General features: G+C 27.2%; 19 protein-coding genes. 18 read left to right on the plus strand and 1 reads right to left on the minus strand.

The window, feature by feature from the left end; genetic code table 11:
• Positions 1-311 precede the first annotated feature (311 nt).
• Both G594_RS0109615 and G594_RS0109620 read left to right on the plus strand, forming a co-directional pair.
• Positions 312-665 (plus strand): hypothetical protein, encoded by a 354-nt coding sequence (locus G594_RS0109615; RefSeq protein WP_027098389.1) that lies wholly within the window; start codon positions 312-314, stop codon positions 663-665.
• Positions 666-841: 176 nt separating this feature from the next.
• Positions 842-2,104 (plus strand): chloride channel protein, encoded by a 1,263-nt coding sequence (locus G594_RS0109620; protein ID WP_027098390.1) that lies wholly within the window; start codon positions 842-844, stop codon positions 2,102-2,104.
• A gap of 221 nt (positions 2,105-2,325) precedes the next feature.
• Here the strand turns inward: G594_RS0109620 and G594_RS0109625 are convergent, their stop codons facing one another.
• Complete coding sequence (locus tag G594_RS0109625) at positions 2,326-2,958, minus strand: GNAT family N-acetyltransferase (RefSeq protein WP_027098391.1); 633 nt, start codon at positions 2,956-2,958, stop codon at positions 2,326-2,328.
• Positions 2,959-3,057: 99 nt separating this feature from the next.
• Here G594_RS0109625 and G594_RS0109630 point away from each other — a divergent pair, with 99 nt between their 5' ends.
• The 16 genes from G594_RS0109630 to G594_RS0109710 all read left to right on the plus strand — a co-directional run bounded on the left by G594_RS0109630 (position 3,058) and on the right by G594_RS0109710 (position 18,432).
• Complete coding sequence (locus G594_RS0109630) at positions 3,058-3,876, plus strand: MerR family DNA-binding transcriptional regulator (protein WP_027098392.1); 819 nt, start codon at positions 3,058-3,060, stop codon at positions 3,874-3,876.
• 82 nt (positions 3,877-3,958) lie between these two features.
• A complete protein-coding gene (gene mprF / locus G594_RS0109635) occupies positions 3,959-6,490 on the plus strand; it encodes a bifunctional lysylphosphatidylglycerol flippase/synthetase MprF (protein ID WP_051195968.1) in 2,532 nt (843 codons plus the stop codon).
• Between the two features lie 119 nt (positions 6,491-6,609).
• On the plus strand, positions 6,610-7,077 hold the full coding sequence (locus G594_RS18720; RefSeq protein WP_051195969.1) for a hypothetical protein: 468 nt from the start codon (positions 6,610-6,612) through the stop codon (positions 7,075-7,077).
• A gap of 187 nt (positions 7,078-7,264) precedes the next feature.
• Positions 7,265-7,564 carry a hypothetical protein gene (locus G594_RS0109645; protein ID WP_027098394.1) on the plus strand — a complete coding sequence of 100 codons (300 nt, stop codon included), beginning with the start codon at positions 7,265-7,267 and terminating at the stop codon, positions 7,562-7,564.
• Positions 7,565-7,594: 30 nt separating this feature from the next.
• A complete protein-coding gene (locus G594_RS0109650; protein ID WP_027098395.1) occupies positions 7,595-8,311 on the plus strand; it encodes a protein kinase family protein in 717 nt (238 codons plus the stop codon).
• 61 nt (positions 8,312-8,372) lie between these two features.
• On the plus strand, positions 8,373-8,939 hold the full coding sequence (locus tag G594_RS0109655; protein ID WP_027098396.1) for a hypothetical protein: 567 nt from the start codon (positions 8,373-8,375) through the stop codon (positions 8,937-8,939).
• Positions 8,940-9,143: 204 nt separating this feature from the next.
• Positions 9,144-11,300 carry a purple acid phosphatase family protein gene (locus G594_RS18725; RefSeq protein WP_051195970.1) on the plus strand — a complete coding sequence of 719 codons (2,157 nt, stop codon included), beginning with the start codon at positions 9,144-9,146 and terminating at the stop codon, positions 11,298-11,300.
• A gap of 64 nt (positions 11,301-11,364) precedes the next feature.
• A complete protein-coding gene (locus tag G594_RS0109665) occupies positions 11,365-12,507 on the plus strand; it encodes a YibE/F family protein (RefSeq protein ID WP_027098397.1) in 1,143 nt (380 codons plus the stop codon).
• A gap of 500 nt (positions 12,508-13,007) precedes the next feature.
• Positions 13,008-13,787 (plus strand): YoaP domain-containing protein, encoded by a 780-nt coding sequence (locus G594_RS18735; protein WP_034866351.1) that lies wholly within the window; start codon positions 13,008-13,010, stop codon positions 13,785-13,787.
• Entirely contained in the window at positions 13,777-14,367 is a 591-nt protein-coding gene (locus tag G594_RS0109680) for a hypothetical protein (RefSeq protein ID WP_242829714.1), read from the plus strand. The genes G594_RS18735 and G594_RS0109680 overlap by 11 nt, the downstream gene beginning before the upstream one ends.
• 288 nt (positions 14,368-14,655) lie before the next feature.
• On the plus strand, positions 14,656-14,808 hold the full coding sequence (locus G594_RS20120) for a hypothetical protein (RefSeq protein ID WP_155849303.1): 153 nt from the start codon (positions 14,656-14,658) through the stop codon (positions 14,806-14,808).
• Between the two features lie 529 nt (positions 14,809-15,337).
• A complete protein-coding gene (locus tag G594_RS20525) occupies positions 15,338-16,087 on the plus strand; it encodes a hypothetical protein (RefSeq protein ID WP_242829715.1) in 750 nt (249 codons plus the stop codon).
• Between the two features lie 71 nt (positions 16,088-16,158).
• Positions 16,159-16,740, plus strand: a complete 582-nt coding sequence (locus G594_RS0109695; RefSeq protein WP_027098400.1) for a class I SAM-dependent methyltransferase — start codon at positions 16,159-16,161, stop codon at positions 16,738-16,740.
• Between the two features lie 20 nt (positions 16,741-16,760).
• On the plus strand, positions 16,761-17,270 hold the full coding sequence (locus tag G594_RS0109700) for an AAA family ATPase (protein WP_027098401.1): 510 nt from the start codon (positions 16,761-16,763) through the stop codon (positions 17,268-17,270).
• Positions 17,271-17,367: 97 nt separating this feature from the next.
• A complete protein-coding gene (locus G594_RS0109705) occupies positions 17,368-17,655 on the plus strand; it encodes a hypothetical protein (protein ID WP_027098402.1) in 288 nt (95 codons plus the stop codon).
• Positions 17,656-17,688: 33 nt separating this feature from the next.
• Positions 17,689-18,432, plus strand: a complete 744-nt coding sequence (locus tag G594_RS0109710; protein ID WP_027098403.1) for an EFR1 family ferrodoxin — start codon at positions 17,689-17,691, stop codon at positions 18,430-18,432.
• Positions 18,433-18,451 lie beyond the last annotated feature (19 nt).

Below are 18,451 nucleotides of genomic sequence, written 5' to 3' on the forward strand. Positions count from 1 at the left end.
AGGTAAAATAATACTTCCATAAAATAAGTGTAATAAAAAAGTTTAATGATAATAAAGGTGGTGATAAATTAACGTTAAGGAAAATAAAGAGATATATATTATTGAACTGGGAAATATTCCTAAATAACTGGTAAATTTCAAACTATTAGGTAAATTAAAACATTTCCTCTCTGAGATGTTTCAATTTATAAGATTTAGTGTAGCCACCTTTAGTTATATCCATTGTCAAAAAATAGTCTTATAAAGAAAGATATAGAGGCACTAGAATTGCTTTTTATGAATAACATATATTAGAAAGGAGTTGATATAAATTGTCATTAGAAATATTTGATTATGAAAGAAATGATATGTCTATCTATGAACAGTGTCAGAGGTGTATATCTTACCACACAATTATCCAAATGAAAGACGGTAGTAGCTTTGATGGAATTGTAGAGGGGATAGATGGAAATATGGTTTTTGTTTTAGTTGGCGAAGATGTAATGACTGATGAGATGGCTAATGAAATGGCAAGACAACCTAGACAACCCTTTGGACCAATGAGAAATAGATATAGAAGATTTAGACGAAGGCCATTTCCTATTAACACAATAGCTGCTTTAGCCTTACTAAGATATCCCTTTATAGTACCACCGTATCCTTATTATCCATATTATCCTTACTAGTTTGTATATACTTATTTATATTAACTAAAATTCTTTTTCTGTATATTGGTGTATATTTAGGGAAAACATAAGAAGTTATAGAAGAGATTAGCGTGAAAATGCTAGGAATTTACTTCCTAGTATTTTTTTTGTTCTTTAGGAAATTATATTTATGATGAAGATAGAAGGAGAGGGTTATGGAAAAGTTAAAAACTAATGCGGAAAATCAGTATAGTTCATTAATTTTTAATGTACTAAAATGGATTGCACTAAGTATAGCAATGGCTGTGCCCATAGGTGTTATAGTTGGTTTATTTAATATCCTATTAAGCTGGGGAAATAACTTTAGAAAAGATCATGAATATATGATTTATCTACTACCCTTCGCTGGATTGATTATAACCTTTTTATATTTACATACAAGAAGAAATGCATATTCAGGTGAAAATTTACTAAAATCTGAAGTTCAGTCAGCTGCAAAAGATATTCCTTTTTTTATGTCAATTGTAGTATTTATAGGTTCATTTTTAACAACTTTATGTGGAGGTTCTGCTGGAAAAGAAGGATCAGCTGTTGCAATGGGGGGCATATTAGGAGATTTTATGGCAAGAATCTTTAATTTATCTGATGATGAGCAAAGAACCTTAGTAATTTGTGGAGTAGGTAGTGCTTTTGGTGTTATATATGATGTACCTTTTGCAGGAGCAATTTTAGGAATGGAATTAGTGTTAAAAGGAAAGTTTCATTATCAAGCCCTAATACCTGCATTTTTAACAACTGTATTTTCAAACGAAATAGCTAATATTATAGGTAATAATGAAGTAGTCTATCCTCAGTTAAACTTAGGAGAATTAAGTATTTTACTGCTTTTAAAGCTAATTTTACTTGGAATAATATGTGGTGTTGCTGGGTTTATATTCAATTTAGTATTAGATAATAGCAGTAAGCTATATGACTTAGTTACTAAAAATCCATATATAAAGGCAATTTTAGGAGGGGGAATAACAATAGTATTATTCTTAATTATTGGAAATAATTATAATGGATTAGGTCAATCTTTCATAAATGATTCATTTAGTAATAGGGTAAGTATAATGGATAGTATATGGAAGATATTATTTACAGCAGTAGCTTTAGGGTCAGTTTTTCAGGGAGGAAGAGGAAATCCAACATTCTTTGTAGGAGCAACACTTGGCAGTTCTGTTTCAGGGTTAATAAATCTTCCGTTAGAATCTTCCACAGCATTAGGTATGATTGGAGTTTTTTGTAGTGCAACATCACTTCCAATTACATCAATAGCTATGGCCCTTGAATATTTTGGTGGAGGAGAAATGGTAGCTATTATGATAGTTATGACTATAAGCTACATAATATCAGGATTTTATGATATTTTAGTTAAAAATAAACTTCCTAAAGAGAAGGGAAAACTATTTGAAGGAAGTGTTCACAAGAATAAGTAAACCAAAATGTGTGGTTGATATTTATTTTGATTGTTCAGTCGAAAGCTACAATGCACAGAAAAAGAAATATCTATTCGCTTATTATTTAAGGTAATGAAATTGTAATACCATCTTTGATTTATATATAATTAAAATTTTATATTTTTCTATATATTCAAAAAGAGAATCTTTAAAATAGATTCTCTTTTTAAAATAGAATATTTAGGCTAAAAGGTGATTCTTTAAAAATTATATCCATAAAGAAAGATGTTTAAACTTTCATTTACTCTATTAAAATGCACTTTCTTTTCATTTAATCTTTTAAAATTATTTTTATCATAAAATTGATAGTTACATCTTGTATCGGTATATAGGTATAGAGATTTTACTTTCATAGATTTCATGTAGTCAAAAAGATAATTCATTAAAGATGTTCCTACACCTAAACCTCTAGATTCTTTTGATACAATGAAAAGTTGTATGCATCCTTGAAAATTATTCTTATTTCCATTAAAAATTTCTTTATAAGTCTTTTGAATTTTAGAGAATTCTTTTAAATCTTTTTTATTATCATTTTTTGTAAACATAATTTTAATTAAAGAGCTTATTAAACTTATTCTATTATGAAAGCTTTTTATTTTATTTTTATCCTTATTAGCATTTCCTAAAATGATTCCAATAACTTTACCATTTTTAATAGCTACTTTACTAAAACTACTATCTAATATACATTCTTGAAGATAAGAATTTAGTATTAAGTTTAAAAAGTCGGGATCTTTTATAAACTCACTAAATCCAAAAGCATCACCTATTAACTTTTTTATTATTTCATAATCTCCTTTGTGTAATTCTCTGTACATAACCTTATTGTTCATAATATTTCTTCCTTTCAAATCTTAAAATTAGTATATAATTATGTTAATATCTCCTCTTAGAGGAGAGTCAATAAATATTAGAAAGTTGGATGTGGTTAAATGAAAGAGTATTATTCAATAGGCGAAGTCTCAAAAATAAAAGATGTTACAATAAAGGCTTTAAGATATTATCATAAAGTGGGAATCTTGATACCTAAATATATAGATGAAGAAACAGGGTATAGATATTATTCTATAGATCAATTTGTTCATATAGATATAATTAAAGGCTGTAGAACTCTTGGAACAAGTATTTTAGAACTACAGGATATATTTAAAGATCCAAATACAGAAAAACTTTTAAAGTTTCTAGAGATAAAAAAGAAGGAAGCAGAAGAAAAAATTAAATTAATGAATGAAATAATAAGCAATATTAATATATTAAGCGAAAGCATTAAAATATCAAAAGAAATAGTAGATAATGATGAAATTGTAATAAAGCATTTTAATAAGAGATGTATAGTTTTTGCTCCATTTAAAAGTTCTAAGGAGTTAGAGGAACTTATTTATTACTCAAAATTAGATAAAATAATTAAGGAAAATAATATGGAAATAACCTTAGAGAGGGGAATAATCTATGATATTAGTTCAATAGGAGAGATTAAGTCAAAATTTGCATTTGTTGGATTGAAGGATGAGGTTGAAGAAGAACAAAACATAAGAGTATTACCTGAAGGAGATTATTTAACTTTAGTTTATAATAAAGAAAATCAACTAAAGTGTAGAGAAAATTTAATGAAGTATATAAAGAAAAATAATATAAATACAAATGAGTTAATAGAAGTTGAACTTTATCACGATTTATTTAATACGGATAACTATAGTTGTCAAATACAGATATATATAGATAAGAATCATATACATCCAAATTATTTTTAGAGGATATTAAGAAATAGTTAAGGTTCTTTTAAGATAATTTCTTTAATATATAAACCATACTTTATAAACGAAGGGGATAAATATGAAGAAGAAACTGAATAAGAAAATAGTGCAAATGATTCAAATTCCAATTATAGTAGTAATATTATTTTTTGCATTAAGGGAATTATATAATATTTTTGTTGATATAGATGTTAATCTATTCAATATGTATTCTGACAAGTTAACAGTTACTAATATAATGATAATTATAGTATTAGGGATAATATCATATTTACCATTGTCATTTTACGATTTAATAATAAAAAAGAAGGTACAAATAAACCTAAGTACAAGAGAAGTGTACAAGTATTCATGGATTGCAAGTTCAATATCTAACTTAGTTGGCTTTGGTGGAAGTTCAGCTATATTCTTAAAAAATCATTTTTATAAGAAATACGTGGATGATTCATCAAAACTTATAAAAGAAACATCTAAGGTTGTTGGATTAAACTTATCAGGATTTTCTTTAGTATGCTTAATATATTCTTTATGGAGCTTAGTAAATGGAAGAAGCTTTGATTATGTATTTTTCATATCAGCTTTAATAGGTTTATATATTCCTATTATTTTTATAGGGGCTACCTATAAGGTATTTAAAAATAGAAATAAAGAAAATTACTATATTACATTAAAAATAATGTTTACTTCAATTCTGGAATGGGCAACAACTATACTTTTAATATACGGATTGATTGTAATTTTAGGAATAAAGGTTACTTTATCACAATTCTTTCCTATATATGTTATGGCTATAATAGTAGCTATGATAAGTATGGTACCTAGTGGTGTTGGTACCTTTGATTTAACACTATTAGTAGGACTTAAAGAGTTTAACGTACCTTCAGAGCAAGTTCTATTACTTATAATCTTATATAGATTAAGCTATTACATAATTCCTGTGTTAATAGGACTAGTTTTATATTTATCAGATTTGTATATGAAGATAAATGAAGATGCACGAGAAGTTATATCAAGGTTAAATTCGAAATTAGCTCATTGTGTTTTGAAAATTATGTTATTCATTACAGGAATATCGTTGATATTTGGTAATAATATATACTTAAAACGTTATTTTCCTCATAGAAATGAAATCTTAAATATGGATATAGTAGAGTTATCTATATCTTTAAGTATAATAATAGGATTTATTCTTATAGTATTATCAACTATACTTCATACAAAAACTAAAGAAGTTTATTATTTTATGGTTTTCGTATTTGCTGTTATAACTATGGGAGGATTCTTTAGCAAATATAATATTCATGAATGTATATTTATAGGACTTGTTTGGATATTAATATTATTTAGTAGAAAAATGTTCTATAGAATAGGTTTTATTTATACATGGAAAAATGCAATTAAAGATATAGCAATTATTTTATTAACCCTATCAGTATATTTGATATCAAGTTATTCAAAAGTGGTACATTATATACATAGAAAGATACCTATTTTAAATTTAGAGGAAATAGTAAAAAGCTTTTATAAAGATAATTTAGTAAGTTCTGTTTTTATTGGAGCAACAATAGCCTTATTATTAGTTATGCTTTTAATATTGCTTAATAGATTAAACAAGTTTCCCAAAGAAGAATTAGATAAAGAAAAGGTTAAAAAGATTATTGAAAATTATGGTGGATCAAGACTTATCCACTATGTATTTTTAGGAGATAAGTATATATACATAAATAAAAATGAAGATGTACTTTTTCAGTATCAAATATCTGGAGATAAAATTATAGTTTTAGGTAACCCAGTAGGTAATAAGGAAAACTTTTTTGATGGTATACAGGAATTTTTAGAGTTTGCTGATTTATATGGATATACTCTAGTGTTTAGTGGAGTTGATGTTGAAGTAATGGGAGAACTTCACGATTTAGGTTATGAGTTTATGAAGCTTGGGCAAGATGCATGGGTTGAACTAGATAAGTTTTCATTAGTAGGTAATAAGAATAAAAGTAATAGACAAGCTATAGGAAGAATAACCAAGGCTGGCTATGAATTTTCAATTGTTAGTCCACCTTATAATGATGAGCTATTTAGTGAAATAAAAGAGGTTTCAGAAGAATGGCTTAATGGACAAAAGGAAAAAGGATTTTGTGTAGGTTTTTTAGATAGAGATTATATAGAAATGGATAAAGTTGCTATTGTAAGGAATTCTGAAGGAGAACTTAAAGGATTTGCTACAATAATGCCAATGTATGATGGTGAAACCCTATCTGTTGATCTTATGAGATTTAAGAAAATTGAGCTTAATGGAATTATGGATTATATGTTTGCAAATATTTTTGAGTATGCAAAGGAAAATGGGTTTAAATATTTTAATTTAGGACTTGCGCCATTAGCAGATGTAGGAAGAACTAAGCATGCTTTTTTTAGAGAAAAGATAGCCTATCAAATATTTGTATATGGTAATTTTGTATATTCATTTAAAGGACTTAAAAAATTTAAGGAGAAATATGCTACAAGATGGGAAGATAGATATATAGCATACAAGAAAGGAAGTTCTGTTATAATAACTGTTATTCAATTGATGCTTGTACTTACAAAAGAAAAAGATGATTTTTGTAAGTAGGGTTAAATTGTAATTATGTATAGTTTTTAGATAGTCTCATTTGGTTTTGAGAAATAGTAGTGAACCTTTATCATTAGAAAAGTATAAGATAAATATATACCAATATTTTTAGAGGTAATATGAAAAATAATTATTCGGATTTTAATAATATATTTGGAAATGAATCAGAATATAGTTCTTTTAGTGAACGTGATATTGAAGAATTAAACTTGTTAAGTTATCAGCATATAGCAGATATTATTTCAATTATAGGAGATTTACTCTCATATCTATCTACTATTGAAAGTATAAATTTAATTTATAGTAGATATACTAATGAAACTGAAAATGTTCCTAATCCAGATATACCTGCTGTTCAATCTCTTGAATTATTGGTAATTTCAAGATTTATATATACTCAACTTGGATTTATTCGTTTTGACCATTTAAAAGAAAGAAAGGCGAAAGGAGAAGTGGACTTTTCTCTTGAACCAGATATATATGTTAATATTTCAAATATACTTAGAACATCAGGCACATTATATGCTTTATTAGCTGCATATGGTATTTATGAAAGAGATTTATCCCAACCTATTATAGGTATATAAACTGTTAATTGATAAAGAAGCTGAATTTTTAGCTTCTTTATTTTTTTGTAACTTGGACTTGCGACGGAACGAGAAAAATAAATATCTGCTCCAAATTTTTTACAATTAAAAGATTATGTAACTCTTTTTAGTATTTTGAATAGTATATATTAAGTGCAATAAGTAAATAAATTTAGGGGTGTTAATAATGAAATGCATTAGAGAAAGATCCTACATGGGTCACAATTATTATAGAGGATGGAGTAAATCATCTTCCAAATCAGAAAGAGAATGTAAAAGATCAAGAAGGTCATTTAGTAAATCAAGAAGCAGATCATTTAGTAAATCAAGAAGTAGATCATTTAGTAGATCTTTTAGTAGGTCTAAGAGTAGATCTTTTAGTTGGTCAGCAAGTAGATCATTTAGTAAATCATTTAGTAGATCATTTAGAAAATCAAATTGCAGATCTAGATGGTCATGTAAAAGACCACGCAGAAGAAGCTATTAGAAGTAAATAGTTTTAAATAAGTATATTGCTATGGATAAGTTATATGAATTTGGAGAAAAAGTAAATGGGTACTCTATAATTAAACTATTAGGCGAAGGTAGATATGGAATTGTATATCTAGGAGAAAATGATAATCATGAAAAGGTCGTAATAAAACAATTAAAGTTGGATATGATTAAAAAAACAAAAAGAAAACTTATCTATGAAAAGAAAACATTAAAGATGTTAGATGATCCTAGGTTTCCAAAGTTTATATCTAACTTTAAAGATGAATATAGAGAAGGTTATATCCTTGAATATATTGAAGGAAAGGTAATAGAAGATCTATTACTTGAGGATAACCATAGGTTTTCAAAGGAAGAAATATATGAATATTGCAGTAAAATTATAGATATTATGGAAACTTTGCATAAGAATCATATAGTTCACCGAGATATTAGACTTCCTAATTTAATATTAAAGGATAACAATGAATTAGCTCTAATAGATTTCGGTCTTGCTAGGATAATAGACAATAGAAACTATGAAAGAGAATTAGACTATTGGTATTTAGGTGATTTTCTACTTCATCTTTACTATTCATCATATGAGCCTGAAAGTGAAGAAGAACTCCCATGGTATAAAGAGCTTGATTTAAATAACGAAGAGCGTATATTCTTAAAAAGGCTTATGGGTGTTAAAAAGTGCTATAGTAATATTAGAGAAATTAGAGAGCAACTTGATAAAATTAAAAGCTTAAGTATGTAATAAAAAAGGCCATGTGATTCATATATCACATGGCTGTTTTAATTATAATGAAGGTGAGGCTATGAATAATTCTATAGAAATTTTAGGTGTATATGAAGATAGTTTTAGAATTAATATCTATTCAATTAATTATTTTAGAATGATTGGACTTATAGATATAGATATAAAATATGATTATGGGATTGAGAGAGTAACCTTGGCATTTTATAGGTCATCAGGGACAAATAGTGGAAAGATTAATGGACTATGGTATCCTATAGTAGGTATAAAAATAGAGTCAGGAAGATTTAAAGAGTTTACAGAGTTAATTAATTATGTTTTAACTAAAACTACCAATGTAGATAAAGTTAAGAAAGGATGGTTAGCAAAGTCACCATTCTTTTATAATCAGCAGAAAGAGAATAAAAGAATAAAAGGCTTTTCTAGTGGAAAGCATTATAAAGGTCTTTTAAGGATTGGAGAAAAATTAAGAGATCTTTATGAAGAGTGGGAGTTTGATGATATGGAGTCTTTAACACCAAAGTTCTTAAATGATACAATAACTTCTTTAGAGATTTATCCTAATAATACACATAGTCAGAGAGATAATTTTGAAAGATTTATATGGGATATATGTAATGGGGGATAATTAAGTAATAATAAAAATGAAGAAACACTACTAGGGCTAGTGTTTCTTTTCTTTTATAAATAATTAGGTTTTATAGACAAAAGTACGTAAAATTAATTTTAATCTTATCTTTACATTTTATTACATTTACTTAATATGCATATAATAAAAGTTTTATATTCTTAAGTTGTCCAATTAAATTAAATTATAAGAGGAGAGTTTAAGATGAAAAGTAGGAAGTTGAAAAAGATAATATCAATGACATTGGTTTCTGCACTAGTTGTTGGAGTAGGAATTACTGCAAGAGCTGAAAATGGAGAAGCTGTTGATAATTCTATTGCACAGGTTAAGACAATTGAGAATGATAAGACTGTAATAAATAATGATACAAGTTGGAGATATTTAGATGATGGAACAGATCCAGCAGTAGGAACGTATTTATACGATAATTTTAAAATTAAATCCGCCTGGACCCTTCCTAAAAATATTGAATATGAAGGACAAAACGTTGGATTTGATGATACTTCATGGAAGATAGCAAAGGGGCCTTACGGAGCAAAAAATGGTGGAGGAATAGATGGAGCAAATACAGTATTACAGCATTATAATGGAAAAACTTCTTCTGGCAAGGACAGAGCAATTGAAACATATTTCTTTAGAACTGAATTTAATGTAGACAACTTAGAAGATGTAAAGAAAATAAAAGCTAGTTTTACTTTTGATGATTCAATAGTTGTATACATTAATGGTAGTGAAGTTAAAAGGTATTTAGTGCCAGAAGAAAAGCAAGAAAATAATATGTTTTATTCTGGAAATGGAAATGGAAGTCCAATAACAGAAGAATTTGAGCTAATAGATTTATCAATGCTTAAGGAAGGTAAAAATGTTATAGCTGTTGAGGTTCACCAAGATAGGGAGACAAGCTCTGATATATATTTTGGATGTAATTCACTTATTTTAAGCTCAGAAGAGATTGAAAAGGAAGAACCAAAAGTAAGTGATATTTCACTAACTGTAGGAGCAGATGAGTCAGAAGTAAATTTTACTTGGTATACAAACTTTGATGAAGAAACTGAGCTTCAAGTAGCTAAAAAATCAGATATGAATGGTGATATTTTCCCAGTAGAAAAAGCTAAAAGCTATAAGGGAGAAATTACTAAGATAGATGATATAAATAGAAGTAATAAGGCATCTGCAATAAACTTAGAAGAAAATACAGATTATGTTTATAGAATAGGAAAAGAAGGGGTATGGTCTGAAGTTAATAATTTATCGACTAAAGATAGGAATAAGTTTAATTTCTTATTAGCAGGTGACCCACAAATAGGCTCTGGTAGCATAGAATCTGATATTAATGGATGGACAGATACCTTAAACAAGGCTATCTCAAAGTTCCCTGATGCAAGTTTTCTTATTAGTGCTGGAGATCAAATTAACAAAGCAGGAAATGAAGCTGAATATGATGGATATTTAAGTCCTGAAGTATTAGAGTCATTACCAGTTGCAACTAATGTAGGTAATCATGATGTTGGAATTAACTATACACAACATTTTAATGTGCCGAATTTAAGTACTTTAGGAAGTAATGCAGCTGGAGGAGATTATTCCTTTAGATATGGAAATGCATTATTTATCTCATTAAACTCAAATAATACAAGTTCTGCTGAACATGAACAATTTATTCAAGAGACAATTGAAAAAAATAAGGATGCAAAGTGGAGAATAGTAACCTTCCATCACTCTATTTATAGTGTTGCTAGTCATTCTTTAGAGGACTCAATTTTAAGTAGAAGAGAAACCTTGGTGCCAATCTTTGATAAGAATGATATAGATGTTGTTTTAATGGGACATGATCATGTATATACAAGATCTTATCAAATGGAAGGCTTTAAAGAATTAAAGAATCAAACTTTAGACAATGAAGGTAATGTAGTAGACCCAGAGGGAACACTTTATTTAACAGCCAACTCTGCAAGTGGTAGTAAATATTATAACATTTTAGAAAATGAAGATTTTACTTATGCAGCGGTAAAAGACCAAAGTAAGGTTCCTACAATTTCAAATATTGAAATGACAGACAACTTATTTAAAGTTGTAACCTATAGAACTGATAATATGGAAGTTATTGATGAATACTCAATAGTAAAAGATGTTGAGGAAGATAACGATGGCAATGGAGAAACTCAAAATCCAGGAGATAATGAAACTACTAAACCAGAGTTGGATAAAAATGATGGAGATAAAAATGAAAGTTCTAATCCAGTGAAAACTGGTGATACAGTAGGAAATCCATTTGTATATATACCATTAATTGTGCTAGCTTCAGGTTCAATTCTTTATCTAGTATTAAAGAAAAAGAACTTACAAGAAAGTAAGAATTAGAAGATAAGGTATTAGTTTAGCTTTGTTTAAATGCAGGGCTAAACTTTCTATTTAGGAGAGAAATATGTTAAAAAAGTTAAGCAGAACTGATATTGTAATAACGTGGTTAATAGGTGCATTTATACTTTGTACAACATTATTAAATAATACATTTAAAGATGATTTTAAGAAGTATGATAATAGTACTTTAAGTTATGAAAAGGCAAGGGTAATAAGTGTTATAAAAGAAAATTTAGAGAAAGAGCAAATATCTAATAGGAGATATTCAGGTATTCAAGATTTAGAAGTAGAGCTTTTAACAGGGGAACTCAAAGGAGAAAAAGCAGAGGTAACAAATTATATAACTCAAAAGCATAATGTAGTTGCTAAAGAAGGAAAAGAAATTATGGTATGCGTAGATAGACCAAGTGAAGATTTTTATAAGGTTAGTATATATAATTACAGTAGAAATAATCATATATATATTATAGTTATTGTTTTCTTTGTAATTATGGTTTTAATAGGTAGGGGTAAGGGATTTAGATCTATGATAGGTCTATTATTTACTTTCTATTCAATCATATTCTTTATGATTCCTTTTATATATAGAGGATACTCCCCAATTATTTTATCAATAATAGTATCAATAATTTCTACAATTGTAACATTGTTTTTATTAAATGGATGGAGTAGAAAGACTATAGTAGCTACACTAGCAACCTGTGTAGGGGTAATAATTTCAGGTGTGATATTCTATCTTATATCAAATCTTTTAAACATATCCGGGTTTAATTTAGATGAGGCTGAATCTTTAATTCTTATAGCTCAAAATACAGGACTTAAAATTAGGGATATACTTTTTTCTGGAATATTAATTTCATCATTAGGAGCTGTAATGGATGTAGCAATGTCTATAGCATCTTCAATTTATGAAATAAATGAATTAAATAGCGATTTAGATATGAAAACTATTTTTAATTCTGGTATTAATATAGGAAGAGATATGATTGGGACAATGTCTAATACTCTAATTCTTGCATTTGCAGGCACTTCATTAAGTACTATGCTTGCTCTGTATTCCTATAATACTCAATTTAATCAATTAATGAGTTCTGATTTTATTGCAATAGAGTTTGCACAGAGTATATCAGGAAGTATTGGAATAATATTAGCGGTGCCAATTACATCAGTTATTTCAGCTTATGTTTACAAGAAGAAAATAAGATAATGAAGATAAAATTGATGGAAATGAAAATGTATTAAATTTTTATAGAAGTAAAACAATTTAGAAGAGAAATAATAAATTAGAGATACTGCATTGTTCATATATAGACATGCAGTATTTTTGAGTTAAGATGTAATATGTTATAATATTCCATATAAAAAATGTTTTTATATTGATATTGATTTAAATAAGATTTAGAAGATAGTGAGAGGAAAAATGGAAAGAATACAAACCTTAAAGGAAATCTATAAAATAATTATAATTTATTTTATTACAACCGTCCTTAGTATGATATCAGCAAAATTTATAGTGAAATATGAGTTTGTACAAGAAAATCTGAAAAATTATATATGGATTTTACTTATCTTTACACTAGTGTTTTTAATACTTGTAAAGTTATTTAAAGTAAGGTTTAAGTCCGTAGTAATCTTTCTTAGCATAATTATGGTTTTACTTAGTTATTTTACTTTAAAAGATAAATAGTTTTAATGAGGAGAAGTTATATGGAGATTATTACCGTTAATAAAGAAAATTTAGAGGAAGAGCATATTTGTTGTGCTATCTCTAGCAATAAGGATTGTCAAGTGGCTTCAAAAAAAGCTTGGCTTTTAAAAAGGTTTGATGATGGACTTGTTTTTAAAAAAGGTGATGTTAGAGGAAAGTGTTTTATAGAATATATTCCTGCTGAGAAGGCATGGTGTCCTATTAAGGCCGAAGGATATATGTATATTAATTGTTTTTGGGTATCTGGAAGATATAAGGGGCAAGGAAATTCAAATCTACTATTAGAAGAGTGTATTAAAGATAGTAAGGAAAAAGGTAAGAAAGGACTTGTAGTTTTATCTTCAAAGAAAAAGAAACCATACCTTTCTGATCCGGAATTTTTAAGGTATAAAGGTTTTAAATTGGCAGATACTTTAGAATCATATTTTGAACTTTTGTATCTACCTTTTGATGAAGATTCAATTAAACCTTCTTTTAATGATAATGTAAAGAGATCTACTGTAGAAAATGAAGGATTTGTACTTTATTATTCTCACCAATGCCCATTTACTGCAAAGTATGTACCTATAATTGAAGAGGTAGCTAACAGTAAAGGAATCAAGTTTAAAAGTGTATTGTTTGAAACATATGAAGAGGCTCAAAACTCTCCATGTCCATTTACAACATATGCTTTATTCTATAATGGTGATTTTGTAACCCATGAAATTTTAAATAAAAATAGGTTTGAAAAGATAGTTGATAAGTTAGTCCAACAGAGGAGTGAGGGCAATGTTTACTAGGAAGAGTGGTAAAATGAGAAAAAAGGTTTTTAGTATAGTTTTGATAATATTATCTTTTTGTTTTATGGGTTGCAGTAAATCAAATTCAAATATTGATGAATACCTAAATAGTGGTGAAGTTATTGATAACTTTGCAAAAAGTTTTATGCCAAGCATTGAGAAATTGCCTGAAAGCAAAAGTGTTGAGTACAGATATACTAATAATTCAATTATAATTTCTCAGTCAGATTCAATAGCTTTAGTTGTAAGCTATGATAATTTAACCTATGAAAAAGAAAAAGAAAAATTGAAGGAACAGTATACTTACTTAGATAAGCCTGTCTATGATTATGATATAGATAGTTTTCTTATTCCTGAAAATGAGTTTAAGGTAAATAGTTATACATTTAGAGTAGCTTCAGGAAATGAGAGTTACATAGCTGATTATCCAAAGTCTTTTGGTATGGTTGGGACATCAGATGATAAAAAGAGTATAGCTTATTTATATTTCTATGATTCTGATTTAGATTATATAAGTAAAAAAGATAATAGAACTTCTATGTTAGAATTTATTAAAGAACATTTTGATTATGATTTTTAGTTGGATATTCTAAAAATAATGCAATTTTAAATCATGTGGACCTTATCTAAATATCGTATTCCTAGTGATAGTATGCGATATTTTTTTGTTATATTAAATTAAGAAAAAACATATTCTATGCTTTAAATAGTAGTGGAGAAAATAGCAATGAATTTATAATATATGATATAATTACATATAATGGCAAACAGGGTGTAAAAATGATGAAAAAAGTAATTTTAATAATAAATATAAACTTAACTATATAATTTACTATGAAAGAAAAGTAAAAAAAGGGGATAGGGGATAATGAGTGGCAATGATTTTAAATTAGATAATCTTAATGAGGAAAGTATTATTAATGAACCTACAGATTCATATAGTAAATATGATACTAATATATGTAGTAATGCAATAAAAAAACATAGCATGGGGATTTGCTCTTACTTTAGCTACATTTAGTATATTTAAATTACAGTATATATTACCAACAATAGGTGTAGGACTTTTATATATTGGTTTACGCGATATACATAAGGAAAATAAGGCTCTTAATGTAGCATGGATTTTTTCTATAATAAATATTATAGTTCATATTTTTAATTTAATATGTACCAATACACCCTTAGGTGAAAGATTCAATAATATTACAATTGAAGTATTATTTGAAACTATATTTCAAGTAAGCTTTCTTTTAATATTTTGTAAAGGTTTAAAGCAAGTTTTTGAGAAAGCAGATATTAAACCAAGAAAAGATCCTATTTTAGGAGTAATTATTTGGAGGGTTATTATTGTAATTTGCATAGTATCTGGTTTAGGTAGCCTTTGGTGGATATTTATTATTTTAAATTTAAGTTATTTGTATTATTTCTGTTCTATTTACAAATTAGGTAATTATTTTAATACAATAAACTATAAGCCATCAGGAGTGAATAAAAAGATAAGTAATAGGAAATTTCTTTGTATATATTATATTGGATGTGTAGTTGCAGTGTCTATTTGTTGTTTATTGTCTAACCATATTAAATTAAATTCTATAGAGTTTGTTACTCCTCAAATTTCAGAAACTAGAGAAATACTTATAGATAAGGGATTTCCCAGGGATATTATTAAAGATATATCAGATGAGGAGATAGCTTTGTTAAAGGATGCAATAGTTATAAAATCATCTAATGAAGTGTTAATGTTTGATTATGAAGAGGAAACTATTGAAAATGATTTAGGAGTTCGTACGTATAATAAGATACCAGGTAAATATAATTTAGAGGCAACGACTATTTACGCTGAATTAAAGAATAATGAAATGTATGTAATTGAATATTTTAAGTGGAAAGATGGAAAATCATATTGGCATGATGGATTTTCAATTAGTAATACTCAGAAATTTGAGTTAATAAGTGGCAGATTATTATTTGAAAAAAAGGGTATAAACTATTCTGCTGAAATACCAAGACTAAAGAACAAAAATGTTATAGAAAATGATTGGCTTGGTGATGAATTTGCTTATGATAAAATTAGTGGAGCTGTAAACTATCCTTTTGGATCTGATAAACAAAGAGGATATGTATTTTATAGACTAGATATTGATGAAGGTATGTTTAATGGATCAAATATAGTTAATTATATACACTATAAAGGTCCATTTAGAATTCCTTATGTTGAAACAGAACAACAAAATTTAATGTTCAATGATAGACTAAGACAGCATTGTACAAATTTTAAAACTCACTTTTTTAGATAATTGCTTAATCTTGATTGTAGTTTATAGTTATAAATTGTAAGAATTATTTAATAAACTTATAGGAGAGAAATATGGAATACATGGGAAACGAAAGTTATTGGGATAAAAAGTTTGAAAATAGGGGAGGAAATCCTTTAAAACCAGAAGAAGCTTTAGTTAAGAACATAAGGTATCTTAAAAGTGGAACTGTTCTTGACTTAGCTTGTGGAGATGGTAGGAATAGTTTGTTTTTATTACAGGAAGGATTTAATGTTACTGGAGTAGATTTTAGTATTAAAGCACTTGAAAGACTACATAACTTTGCAGCAAGGAATAATTATAAAGTTAATACTAAGAAAGTAGATTTAAGTAAACCTGATGCTTTAGATAACATAGAGAAATTTGATAATATAATTATAAATCATTATAGATTAAGTAAGAAGCAATTAAGTAGTATACATAAACATCTTAGAATAGAAGGTATTTTATTCATTAATGGTTTTGGACAGAAACATGTACCAGATTCAAAGATAAGAGAAGAAGACTTAATACAGCCATCAGATTTTAATGGGTTAAATGAAAGCTTAGAATTGGTTAAGTATAATGAGACGATGGATGAGAGAGGATCCTTTGTTACATATATTTATAGAAAGCAGGGAGACTTAGATAATTAGAAATTGAATAGGTGATAGAAGTGAAAAAGAAGTTAATTATTGTAAATGGAGTTATGGGAGTTGGAAAAACTTCAGTTTGTAGAATGATTTATAAAGAATTAGATAATTCATTTTGGCTAGATGGAGATGATTGCTGGAGGATGAACCCCTTTACAGTAAATGAAGAAAATAAGACTATGGTTTTAGATAATATAATTCATATTCTAAATAATTATATAAGAAACTCTAGTAGCAAATATATAATATTTAACTGGGTCATTCATACAGATGAGATAATGGAGGAAATATTAAAAGGCCTTAATACTTCTAATGTAGAAATATATAAGATCACTTTAATGTGTCCTGCGGAATCATTAGTGTCAAGAATTAAAGGAGATATTAGTAAAGGTTTAAGAGATGAAGATAATATAAGAAGGAGCCTTGAAAGGTTAGTATTATATGAGAAAATGAATACAATTAAGGTTGATACAACAAATAAAGAATTAAAGGAAGTTGTTAGAGAAATAAATGAGGTTATAAAAAAGCAGTAAATTTAGTTTTACTGCTTTTACTATTATAGTAGTAATATTTTAACCTATAAGAATTTAATGTATAATTGTGATATTGAATAATAAAGGGGGAGATATAGTGGATTATGCTATAATAGGATTTCTTTGTGGTGTAAGTATAGTGTTAATGATGAATGTTAGTAATCAAAAAGATCAAATTAAAATCCTAAATAACAAATTAAATAAGATAATAAATCATTTAGAAATAGAAGATGATGAGCTTAATAAGATAAATGATGAATTAAATAAATTAATAATAGAAGGGAAGAAAGTAAAGGCAGTTAAGCTATATAGAATGACAACAGGAGCTGGTCTTAAAGAGTCAAAGGAATATATTGATGCTTTAGCAGACAAGTTATCTAATTAAAAGTAAATTAGTTCTATAATTGGAGGAGAATAAATGATATTATATTTTACTGGAACAGGAAATAGTCGTCATATTGCAAGGTTAATAAGTAAAGAAATAGATGATGAAATTATGTCAATTAATGAACTTATAAAGAGTGGTAGTAATAATGAAATAAAATCAGATAAACCTTTTGTCTTTATAGCTCCTACTTATGCATGGAGAATTCCTATGGTAGTAGAAAAGTTTATTAAGAATATAAAGCTTTCTGGAAATAGAAAGGTGTATTTTATTCTTACCTGCGGTGCTGATACAGGAGATGCCACTTCATTTTTAAAGTATATTTCTAAGGAAAAAGGACTTGAGTTTATGGGGCTAAGAGCTTTGGTTATGCCGGATAATTATATTGTTATGTATAGTACTCCAAGTGATGAAGAGAATGAAAGAAGAATTAAAAATGTAGAGGAAGAAGTTAATAAAATAGTAAAATATATAGTTAGTGGCAGAAAATTTGAGGAAAATAAAACTACTATTATTGATAGGATGAAAAGTAATTCTATAAATAAAATGTTTTATAAAATATATGTAAGTGCAAAGGGATTTCATACAACAGATAAGTGTATAAGTTGTGGTAAATGTGAAGGGTTATGTCCTTTAAATAATATTATACTAGTAGATGGGAAGCCAAAGTGGGGAGAGAATTGTACTCATTGCATGGCATGTATCTGTGGATGCCCAACATATGCTATTGAATATAAAAATAAAACTAAGAATAGAAGACGATATTATTTAAAATAATTATATTATCAAAAAAAGA

It is taken from the genome of Clostridium paraputrificum AGR2156 (assembly GCF_000424025.1).
In the GTDB taxonomy this organism is placed as follows: domain Bacteria; phylum Bacillota; class Clostridia; order Clostridiales; family Clostridiaceae; genus Clostridium; species Clostridium paraputrificum.